Source organism: Micromonospora craterilacus (genome assembly GCF_003236315.1).
Classification (GTDB): Bacteria; Actinomycetota; Actinomycetes; order Mycobacteriales; family Micromonosporaceae; genus Micromonospora; species Micromonospora craterilacus.
In genome coordinates, this window is sequence record NZ_POTY01000251.1 from 1 (window position 1) to 9941 (window position 9941).

General features: G+C 70.4%; 10 protein-coding genes and 1 pseudogene. 9 read left to right on the top strand and 2 right to left on the bottom strand.

Annotated elements, in window-relative coordinates; all coding sequences use genetic code 11:
* Together C1I95_RS35435 and C1I95_RS28145 are read left to right on the top strand one after the other, a co-directional pair.
* The coding region (locus C1I95_RS35435) for a hypothetical protein (protein ID WP_199523943.1) at window positions 1–860 on the top strand (860 nt) is incomplete at its 5' end.
* Complete coding sequence (locus tag C1I95_RS28145) at window positions 857–1258, top strand: hypothetical protein (RefSeq protein ID WP_111218297.1); 402 nt, start codon at window positions 857–859, stop codon at window positions 1256–1258. The genes C1I95_RS35435 and C1I95_RS28145, both read left to right, overlap by 4 nt.
* A gap of 151 nt (window positions 1259–1409) precedes the next feature.
* On the opposite strand, the gene C1I95_RS28150 is transcribed toward C1I95_RS28145, so the two are convergent.
* Complete coding sequence (locus tag C1I95_RS28150; protein ID WP_146605876.1) at window positions 1410–2039, bottom strand: hypothetical protein; 630 nt, start codon at window positions 2037–2039, stop codon at window positions 1410–1412.
* Between the two features lie 98 nt (window positions 2040–2137).
* Between C1I95_RS28150 and C1I95_RS28155 the strand changes: the two genes are divergently transcribed.
* Entirely contained in the window at window positions 2138–3379 is a 1242-nt protein-coding gene (locus tag C1I95_RS28155; RefSeq protein WP_111218301.1) for a DNA methyltransferase, read from the top strand.
* A gap of 56 nt (window positions 3380–3435) precedes the next feature.
* Here the strand turns inward: C1I95_RS28155 and C1I95_RS28160 are convergent, their stop codons facing one another.
* Window positions 3436–3807 carry a hypothetical protein gene (locus tag C1I95_RS28160; RefSeq protein ID WP_111218303.1) on the bottom strand — a complete coding sequence of 124 codons (372 nt, stop codon included), beginning with the start codon at window positions 3805–3807 and terminating at the stop codon, window positions 3436–3438.
* A 93-nt stretch (window positions 3808–3900) separates the two neighbouring features.
* Here C1I95_RS28160 and C1I95_RS28165 point away from each other — a divergent pair, with 93 nt between their 5' ends.
* The 6 genes and pseudogenes from C1I95_RS28165 to C1I95_RS28190 all read left to right on the top strand — a co-directional run.
* Window positions 3901–4356, top strand: coding sequence for a hypothetical protein (locus tag C1I95_RS28165; protein WP_146605877.1), 456 nt, complete (start codon window positions 3901–3903; stop codon window positions 4354–4356).
* Window positions 4307–5884 carry a phage terminase large subunit gene (gene terL, locus C1I95_RS28170; protein ID WP_111218307.1) on the top strand — a complete coding sequence of 526 codons (1578 nt, stop codon included), beginning with the start codon at window positions 4307–4309 and terminating at the stop codon, window positions 5882–5884. Before C1I95_RS28165 ends, terL begins: the two co-directional genes overlap by 50 nt.
* Before the next feature lie 26 nt (window positions 5885–5910).
* On the top strand, window positions 5911–8010 hold the full coding sequence (locus C1I95_RS28175; protein ID WP_111218309.1) for a phage portal protein family protein: 2100 nt from the start codon (window positions 5911–5913) through the stop codon (window positions 8008–8010).
* 29 nt (window positions 8011–8039) lie between these two features.
* Window positions 8040–8297, top strand: coding sequence for a hypothetical protein (locus C1I95_RS28180; protein WP_111218311.1), 258 nt, complete (start codon window positions 8040–8042; stop codon window positions 8295–8297).
* The gene (locus C1I95_RS28185; RefSeq protein WP_146605878.1) at window positions 8281–9594 is read left to right on the top strand and encodes a 2'-5' RNA ligase family protein; all 1314 of its coding nucleotides are present in this window, start codon (window positions 8281–8283) and stop codon (window positions 9592–9594) included. Before C1I95_RS28180 ends, C1I95_RS28185 begins: the two co-directional genes overlap by 17 nt.
* Window positions 9595–9617: 23 nt before the next feature.
* Window positions 9618–9941, top strand: a pseudogene (locus tag C1I95_RS28190) (hypothetical protein); the annotation flags it as partial.

Here is a 9941-nt window from a genome sequence, read left to right on the forward strand (position 1 = left end):
GCACCCACCCGTGTATCACCGGCGACCGCTGCAAGGGCTACGACCGCGTAGAGCGCCGCCCCGCCTGGACCTCCCCGACGCACCCGTACTGCGACCCCTGCATCACCGCCGCCCAACGCGACGTACGGATGCTCGCCTGGGACTGGGTGGACCTGGCCCAGCAGCAGTACCCGACCCTGTCGCAGGCGCTGTCGGCCAACAGCGGCCCCGGCCAAGCCGAGCCTCCCATCCTGATCCGCGAGGCGCCCGACGCCCTCCAGCGGGAGATCCACCATGTGGTCACCACCTGGGAGACGGTCGTCCGTATCCACGCACGTCTGTCCACCCCACCCGAGTTGACCCGCCACGGTCCGGCCGTGCACCGCGCCGTCAAGATCCTCGCCCCCCGGGTGCGGATGCTCGCCCAGCTCGGCCCGACCGCTGTCTACCCCACCGGTTTCGAGGACGACCCGACGGACATGACCGGCGCCGACGCTGTCGCCCACCTGTGCTGGCTGCGGGCACGATCCCGGGCGATGCTCGGCTGGACCCACCGATCCCGCTGGGTGCCCGGCGACTGCTGGGCGTGCCCGGGGCGGGACGCCGACGACGAGGATGGGCCGCTGTTCCGGTCGGAGCCCCGCTACGAGGTGGGGGTGTTCGGCGGGCCGATGGAGTCCCGGGTGCACTGCGCCCGCTGCGGCCAGGACCGTAGCGAGGCCGACTACGACCTGTATCTGCTGCTGATGCGCTGGCCGGACGCCCCCGAGCCGGAGCCGGAGCCCGACCCCGAGCAAGATCAAAGCGGGGAAGAGCAGGACGACGAGCAGGACCGTGAGCAGGACGAAACGTCCGCCGAACCGGCACCGGCCACACCGTGACTCCCGACCACGACAAGCCGACCAACCCCCGCTGGCCCAACCCCCTCGATGAGCCTCTGCACCGCGCCCGCGCCGCCGGCCGCATGTACCGGCAACTCCTCCGCACCGCCCGCCCAGACCTGTGCCAGCAGGCCGACGACACCCTCAGCTCGTTCGGTGAGACGTGGATGCTCGAACGCCCCGAGGTCATCGAACCGGACCGGGAGGTCACCACGGCCGAGGCCGCCGCCCTGGCCAACGTGACCCCGTTGAAGATCCGGAAGTGGGCGAGCACCGACCGCAAAGACCAGCCCGGCGTCCGCATTCTCCCCCGCTTCGACAAGCGCGGAAGGGAGACCGTCTACCTCGCCGGCCATGTACTCGAAGCCGCCTCGTTGGTGAAACGCGGCCTCGTCTGATACGCCCCACTTGCATTGAAGTGTTCCGACCGGTATACGTTTGGCCAGCACCTTTGTGTCCGGAGCCCGCCACCACCCCCACGGTGGCGGGCTTTCGCGTGTCCGGTGGTCCTAGATTTCTCCCAGTTGCTCCTAACTTGGGAGCAACGGACTACTTCACCTGCCGCAACATGCCCCTGGCCCCGGTCAGGTAGAGCGTCTCCCGGATCCCCTCGACCGCCGGCAGCCGAACCGCCACCGTCAGCTCACCCAGCTGGTCGACGGGCACCACCGCGGACTCCACGAACGTGGCCTTGCCGCCGACCGGGATCCGCGTACCCGGCTCACGGCTGAGCCCCTTCCGCTGCTCCTCGTCCGGGTCGTCGTAGCTGTAGCCGGCCTCCTGCCGAGCCTCGGCCCGCAGGTCGCCGTACAGCAGCGTCAACGTCTGCGTCCCCGGCGACAGCGGCAGCACCGCGTCGCCGCCGTTGACGACCTCGACCGTCAGCCTGACGACCGCCTGCGACTTCGGCACGTCGACACCCCACCCGTTCGGTACCTGCTCGACGCCGACGAGGCGGGCGGCCAGCCCGTCCGGCCACGACGCCGCGCCCTCACTGGCAGGGCGTTCGAGGATCGGCAGCAGATCGCCGTCGGGGTCGGTGGGGTCGCTGGTGGGCACGGCGGACGGGGGGCCGCCCGTCGACTCCGGCCGCACGGTGCAGCCGAACAGGAACACCGCCAACACGACCACCAGCAGAACCGCACCAAGCGTCACGGAAATGTCACGTCTCGTACTCATCCGGCCAGCATCACCCCCGACCCGCCCGCCGGCCCGGGATCGCCACACGCGTCGACACGATCCGTGACCGGGTCGCAACCGGAGAGGAGCGGCCCGCAGTGGAGTACGTCGAGACCCGCGATGTCGGCCTGGACGAGCTGACCCCGTTCCCTGGCAACGCCCGCCGAGGCGACATCGACAAGATCCGCGAGTCGATCCGTAAGACCGGCCAGTACCGGTCCATCGTGGTCCGGGACAGCGGCGGCGCGTTCGTGGTCCTCGCCGGCAACCACACGATGCAGGCGGCCGCCGCCGAAGGCCACGACACGATCCGCTGCGAGATCATCCGCTGCGACGACTCCGAAGCCCGCCGCATCAACCTCGCCGACAACAAGCTCGCCGAGCTGGGCGACTACGACCACGACGCCCTCGCCGAGCTCCTGTCGTACCTCGACGGCGACTACGACGGCACCGGCTACACCGACGACGACGTTCAGGCCCTCATCCACCCCGCTGACGAGTCGCTAGCCGCCCTCGGCGATCCGGACGACACGCCGCCACCCCCAGAGCAGCCCACCAGCGTGCTCGGCGATGTATGGCATCTCGGCCCTCACAGGCTGGTATGCGGTGACTCCACCGACGTAGCCGTGGTCGAGGCGATGATGGGCGGCGACCGGGCCGACTGTATGTGGACTGACCCGCCCTACGGCGTCGAGTATGTCGGAAAGACCAAAAGCGCCCTCTCCATCCAGAACGACGGTGCGGCGGGTCTGCCCGACCTACTCGCGGGCGCGTTTGCGGTCGCAACCGCCGCCCTCAAGCCTGGCGCCCCCATCTACATCGCACACCCAGACTCGTTCCGAACCACCTTCGAGCAGGCCGTTCACGAAGCCGGCTGGCTGTTCCGCCAGAACCTGATCTGGGTGAAGAACACGCTTGTGCTCGGCCACTCGGACTACCACTACCGGCACGAGCCGATCCTGTACGGATTCACGCCAGGCGGGGACGGTCGCCTCGGCCGCGGCGGCGACCGCTGGTTCGGCGACAACGCCCAGACCACGGTGTTCGAGGTCGACAAGCCTGCCCGGAGCGAAGACCACCCCACCATGAAGCCGGTCGCTCTGATCGCCCCCATGCTCACCAACTCGTGCCCGCGTCGGGGCCTCGTCTACGAGCCGTTCGGCGGCTCCGGCTCGACGCTCATCGCCGCACACAGCCTCGGCATGGCCGCCCGGGTGGTCGAGCTGGACCCTCGCTATGTCGACGTCATCTGCCGCCGCTTCCAGCAGTACACCGGCATCAAGCCGGTCCGGGCGGACACCGGCGATCCGGTGGACTTTGCGAACGGGTCGGCCGACTAGTAGCGAAACGTCGAGCCCCCGGCGGCCCGCCGGGGGCTCGTTGGTGGCACCGCGTTTCAGCCCTCGGGGGCTGCCGCCAGGAGGGTGTCGAGCAGCCGCTTGAAGATCGTCAACTGTTCGGTGCCGGCGCGCAGCCTCGCGCCTTCCTCCGCCGCCTTGTTGGCGTAGTGGGTCAGCCAGGAGGGGTCGAAGGCGAAGCCGTTCCCGCCGATCGCGGCGGCCTGCGCCTCGGTCTGCTTGGCCAGGGCGTCAACCGCGTTGGCGGCGGCGCGCTCGGCCGACTCCATGCCCCAGATCGTCGTGTTGATGACCTCGGCGCACTGCCCGATGGGGCTGGCGTCGCCGTGGGTGGCGACGAGCTGCCGCATGTCGGCGGTGGTGATGCCGAGCGTCGTCAAGATGCTGGCGGTGTATGGCGTGCGGGTCATCGTGGCCTCCCGGCTACTCGATAGCGGCTCCTACAATCAAGTTACCCCATCCGGGCCGCCCGATCCCGCAACCCGCCAAGAAAGACCCGCACCATGCCCGCATCCCGCGCCCAACGCGCCGCCACCGCCGAACGCCGCACCAAAGCCATCGCCATGCGCCTCGCCGGCCTCGATTTCCAAACCATCGCCGAACGCCTCGGCTACGCCGACCGCGCCGCCGCCCACAAGGACATCACCCGGGCCATGGAGGCGTCGGTACAGGAGATGAGCCGCAACGCCGACGTCCTCCGCCAAGTCGAGCTGACCCGCCTCGACCGCCTCCAAGCCGGCGCCTGGACCGCCGCCGCCGGAGGAGACGTCAAGGCCATCCACGTCGTCCTCGGCATCATCGACAGGCGCTGCAAGCTCCTCGGCCTGGACGCCCCGGTCCGGCACGAGGTGGTGACCCTCGGTGCCATCGAGCAGGAAATCGAACGCCTCAACGCTGAACTCGCCGAGCTTGGCGCAGATCAAGCTGGAGAAGCTGCTGGAGTTGCGCCACCTGCATGAGCTGAAAGCCCAGCGGGAGCGGGAAGCGCAGTTGAACCGGCCCCTGCGGTGGGCGTCGCCGCTCGACATGGCCTGCAAGCTCGACCCGACGGTGGTCCGCACCCCCGCCCTGGAGGTCATCAACCAAGGGCTTGTGGATCTCGCGCAGGACCGCATCCCCGGCAACAAGCTCGCGGTCTTCATGAGCCCGCAGGAGGGAAAGAGCACCCTCTGCTCGTACTGGAACCTGCTGTGGCTCATCGCGGACGTCAACGCCGACACCCGGATCATCGAGGTGTCCTACTCGGACGAGATGGCCCGAAGGTGGGGCGCCGACGTCAAGATGGCCGTCGAGAGCCACAACGGCGACGAGGGCACCACCGACCTTGGTATCCGGCTACGGGCCGACTCCCGGGCCGCCGGACGCTGGCAGGTCGCCGGACGCCGCGGGGGCATCTACTGCGCCGGTGTGGGCGGCTCCATCAACGGTAAGGCCGCCGACTACATCTGCGTCGATGACCCCCTCAAGAACATGGAGGAGGCACAGTCCGAGGCGTACCGCAAGCGGGTCATGCGGACGTGGCAGTCGGTCCTCATCCCCCGCCACGGGCCCAACACGAAGGTGCTGTGGATTCAGACGCTGTGGCATGAGGCCGAACCGATCGCGGAGATCACGTCGGGTGAGAACGCCCAAGACTGGAAGATCATCCGCATTCCCGCGATCGCCGACCGGTCCGATGACCCCCTGGGGCGGAAGATCGGCGAACCGATGCAGTCGGCGCGGGGACAGCGGGACTGGGCGAAGATCCGCCGACAGGTCGGCTCGTACGTGTTCTCCGCCCTCTACCAGCAGTCACCGACGCCGGCTGAGGGCAACATGTTCAAGCGGTTCTGGTGGCGCTACTACACCCGCCACGGCGACTTCATCGCCCTTGGCCCTCAGCGGTTCCGGCTCTCCGACTGCTGGCGGTTCGCCACCGTCGACCTAGCCGCCTCGGAACGGGCGAGCGCCGACTGGACGGTCATCTCCGCGTGGGCGCGCACCATCTCCGGCGACCTTGTCCTTCTCGATCGGGTGCGGGTGCACGTCGGCGAGAACCGGCACTTCGACGCCGCCCGCCCCCTGGTCGAGAAGTGGCGCCTCGACACGGTGTTCGTGGAGCGGTCGCAGCACGGCATGACCCTGACCCGGGAGGCCGCCAACAACGGGGTGTCCATCACCCCGCTGGACGCCGAGTCCGACAAGGTGACCCGGGCCATCCCCGCCTCCCGCTGGGTTGAGGGCGGCCGGATGTGGCTGCCGGCCGGCGCCTGGTGGCTAGACGAGTGGATCAACGAGCACGCCGGCTTCCCCAACGCCCGCAACGACGACCAGGTCGACACAACGTCGTACGCGGTTCGGATCTCGATCACTCGCGCCGCCCCCGCCATTGGGCCTGGGTCCGGCCCCGAACCGCCGACTGCCCCGCCTCCCGTCTCGCCTACTGACCGGCTGAACCACGGCGACGGCGGCGACTGGATCGACTGGGACAGCGACGACCCACTCTGATCTACCGGTGAGGGGGTGCGTTGCGGGTGACTGCCCCCACCTCCCTGATCGGCATGGTGTCCGACACCCAGTACGGGACGCTCGTCGTTGACGCCCTGGAGCACATCCCCGATCTGCTGCACCCGCAGTCGGTGTTCGTGTACGCCCAGATGCGCCGCGACCCTCGGCTCACCGCGATCCTCGACGGCTACGGGTTGCAGTTGCGGCGGGCGCAGTGGCAGTTGGACGGCACCGGCTGCCGGCCCGAGGTCACCCAGCTTGTCTCCGACTCGCTCGGGTTGAACATCGCTGGTCAGGACGCCGGCACCGGCGCGAAGCTGCGCGGCGTGTCGTGGAACGACCACCTGCGGGCCGCGCTGCTCAGCATGGTGTGGGGCCACTACGCCTTCGAGATGGCCGTCGACCCCGACACCGGGAGGCTCGCCGCGCTCGCCGAGCGGCCCCCGGTGACGCTCGCCGCGATCCACGCCGACCTCCGCAGCGGTGACCTGCTGGGCGTCGACCAGCTCCTCACCGACAGCCGGGACGAGGCGCCGCAGCTCGCCGCCAACCGGCTCGTCTTCTACTCCCGCAATCGTGAGGGCACGGCGTGGCAGGGCAACAGCCTGCTGCGGGCGGCGTTCGGCCCGTGGTTGATCAAGCGCGAGATGGTGAAGGTGTCCGGCATCGCCAACCGGCGTTGGGCGGCCGGCGTGCCGGTGGCCGAAGCGCTGGCCGGCACGAACCCTTCGCCGGAGCAGATGGCGGCAGCACAGCGGGTCGCCTCCGCCGCGCGGGCCGGCGATCAGGCCGGTCTGGCGATGCCACCCGGCTTCATCCTGAAGATCATCGGCTTGTCCGGCAGCGTCCCCGACACCCTCGCCTTCGTCCGGTTCCTCAACCAGGAGATGGCCGCAAGCGTGCTGATGCCGCACCTCGACCTCGGCACCGGCGAATCCGGCTCCCGCGCGCTCGGCACCGCGTTCATCGACAGCTGGACCCTCGCTCTTGAGGCCGAGGCCGAAGCCATCGCCGACACCATCACCCGTCAGTGTGTCGCCAGGCTGGTCGACTGGAACTGGGGCGACAAGGAACTCTGCCCCAGTGTCGTCGTCTCCGGCGTCGGATCCCGCCGTGAGGTCACGGCCGAGTCCCTGCAACAGCTCATCTCCTCCGGTGCCCTCGACGCCGACCCGGCACTCAAGGCATGGCTGCGCCGCGAATGGCGGCTACCCGCACCCGACCCGGACGAGCGGCAGCCACTACCGGCAGGCCCGCCCGCCCGTGTACCTGCACGCCCCGGCACCGAGGAAGAAGAAGCCCGGACCGAGGAAGAATCCCCGGGGGGCGGCGACGGCGTGCGGGTCGCCGCCGCCGCCCCACCGGCCAACGTCGACGTGCAGGCCATGGACGACGCCTGGCAGCAGACCGTCGCCGACATGACCGCCGCATGGGAGCAGCAGTCCGGGCCCCTCGTGACCGCCCTCGCCGCCGCGGTGGCCGCCGCCGCAGCCGGCGGGGCACCAACCGGCCTGACCGGCGTGGCCATCCCCGGCGTCGCCACGGCACCGCTGCTGAGGCTGGTCGCAGACGGGATGCTCGGCCTTGCGCGGCAGTCCGCCGTGCAGGCTGCGGCCGAGGTGGCGTCGATCCGGCGGATCCGGGCCACGCTGTCCCCGCAGACGCAGGCCCGGATCCGGGCGATGGCCGCCGCGGTGACGGACCTGATCGTGGCCGGCTACCGCACCGCGGCCGTCCGGGTGGCGCTCGGCCACCTCGGTGCGAACGCCACCGTCGAGCAGATCCGCGACGCCGTCACCGCCGCCCTGACGGACCTGTCGACGGCGAAGGCCGCCGGCCTGGTCGCGGGCAACCTTTCCACTGCGGCCACGTCGGCGCAGGGCATCGGCCGCCAGCAGGTGCTCGCTGACCTGCCCGACGGGATCACCTGGGCTGCGTCGGAAGTCCTCGACCGCAACACCTGCGGGCCGTGCCGGCGCGTCGATGACCGCGAGTACGCGTCGTTCGGCGATGCGCTGGCGGACTACCCGATGGTGTTCCGCTACCGCAACTGCCTGGGCGGCCTCCGCTGCCGGGGCTTCATCTACCCGGTCATCCCCGACGGCGGGGAACCCACCCTGTTCTGACCCGGCCCCGGATACGGGAGGGGGTCGGGTTGGCGCGCGTCGAGATCACCACCGCCGGCCACTCCATCGTCGTGGACTCCGACGGCCTCTTGGACGAGGTCGCCGGGAAGGCGCTCTACCTGTGGGAGCGGACCCGCGATCCCCGGATTGACCGTGCATTCGCCCCCGGCTTCGCGCCGGTGCTCGACCGCCCTGAGGGCGGCCCCACCTACGTCACGCCGTTCGACGTCGACATGCACCACCCGAGCGACACGAAGGCGGGTGGTGACGATGCCCGACACTCCTGAGCTGACCCGCCGGCCTGGCGTTGAGCTGATCCGCACTGGCGCATGGAACATCCTGACCGGCACCTGGAACGCCACCCGCGAGAACCTGGCCTCCGCCGTCGAAGCGATGAAGTGCCCGGCCGTCCGCAAACCCGTACTCAAGATCGGCCACACGGACACGCGGTTCCAGCCCGGTGACGGCGAGCCAGCTATCGGCTGGATCGAAGACCTGCGACTCGCCGACGGCGGACACACCCTCATCGGCGACTACGTGGGCGTACCCGCCTGGCTGAACAGCGTCATGGCGTCGGCGTGGCCCGACCGGTCGGTGGAAGGCAAGCCGTTCCGCTGCCAACTGGGTCACCATCACCCGTTTGCGCTTCGAGCCGTCGCGCTGCTCGGGGTGACACCGCCCGGTGTCGGCACCCTCACCTCCCTGAACAGCCTCGCCGACGTCAAGGCCCTCTACGGCCTGGCCGCCAGCACCGGCGACGACGACGCGGATCTCATCGTGGCGTCGGTGCCCGGTGCCGTGCTTCGTGCCGCCGCCGAGCAGCACACGGGCGCGATGGTCGCACTCATTCCAGCCGAAGAGGACGCCGCCCGCCTCGCCGTCGAGGGCGGGGAGCCGGCCGAGCAGCTGCACGTCACCCTCGCCTACCTCGGTGACGCCGTGGACCTGTCGGCGGCCGACCGGCAGGACGTCATCGACGCCGTGTCGACGGCCGTCAACGGCTTCCCCGAGGTGAACGCCGAGGTGTTCGCCCTGTCGGCGTTCAACCCGGGCGCGGTCAATGACCGGAGCCCCTGCATCGTGTACGGCCTGTCGGGGGACCTACTCGACGCCGCGCACACGCTCGTGGGGGACGCCCTCGACTTCGCGGATGCGGCCCTGCCGCGCCAGCACGCCCCGTGGCACGCGCACATGACCGCGATCTACACCGGCGACCTGGCCCGGCTCCCCGAGCTGGTGGACCGGGTCGGTCCGGTGCGGTTCGACCGGCTGCGGATCGCGCTCGCTGGCCAGCACATCGACATCCCGCTGATTCCCGACGAGCCGGAGCCTGCCGACGCCGACGACTCGCTGGCCATCGCGGCTGCGGCCGGGGATGGGAACGCCCTCAAGCGGTACTGGACGCGCGGGGACGGGCTCAAACGCTGGGCGGGGCATCGACACCCGTGGTCTCGCCTGTACCGCCTATTGCGAAAGCACGTCGGGTCTGAGCGTGCGAAGCGCCTCGCCAGTTCCTTCTTCTTCGCCGTCCACGGCTACTGGCCGGGCCACCGCAAGGGCACCAATCCGACCGGTCCGGGCTGAGCCCGCGAGAAACGAGGTGAACCGTGCCCAAGGCACGAGCTGAAATCCTGCGCGACGCCTGGAACGCTTCCGGCGCCCCGCTGACGCAGTGGGTTTCCGAGGCCCGCGCCGACGAAGTGATCGTCGTGGACGACTCCGACCCGACGGCGCGGAAGTTCGTCCGCGTCCCGGCGGTCATCGCCTCGGGTGGCGTCACGTTCGGCGCTCCGCAGCCGTACGACCCGGACACCGACCGGGTGGTCGTGTACGCCTCGGCCGCCGAGTCCCGGCCGCCGACTCCCGACCCGGAGCCGGTCGAGCCCGCCCCGAAACCGGAGAGCGAGCCGACCGGCGAGCCGGAATCCACC

Coding starts and splice junctions, on each gene's coding strand:
- C1I95_RS28150 (WP_146605876.1), bottom strand. CDS start 2,039: ATGAGTACGAGACGTGACATTTCCGTGACGCTTGGTGCGGTTCTGCTG.
- C1I95_RS28160 (WP_111218303.1), bottom strand. CDS start 3,807: ATGACCCGCACGCCATACACCGCCAGCATCTTGACGACGCTCGGCATC.
- C1I95_RS28165 (WP_146605877.1), top strand. CDS start 3,901: ATGCCCGCATCCCGCGCCCAACGCGCCGCCACCGCCGAACGCCGCACC.
- C1I95_RS28185 (WP_146605878.1), top strand. CDS start 8,281: ATGCCCGACACTCCTGAGCTGACCCGCCGGCCTGGCGTTGAGCTGATC.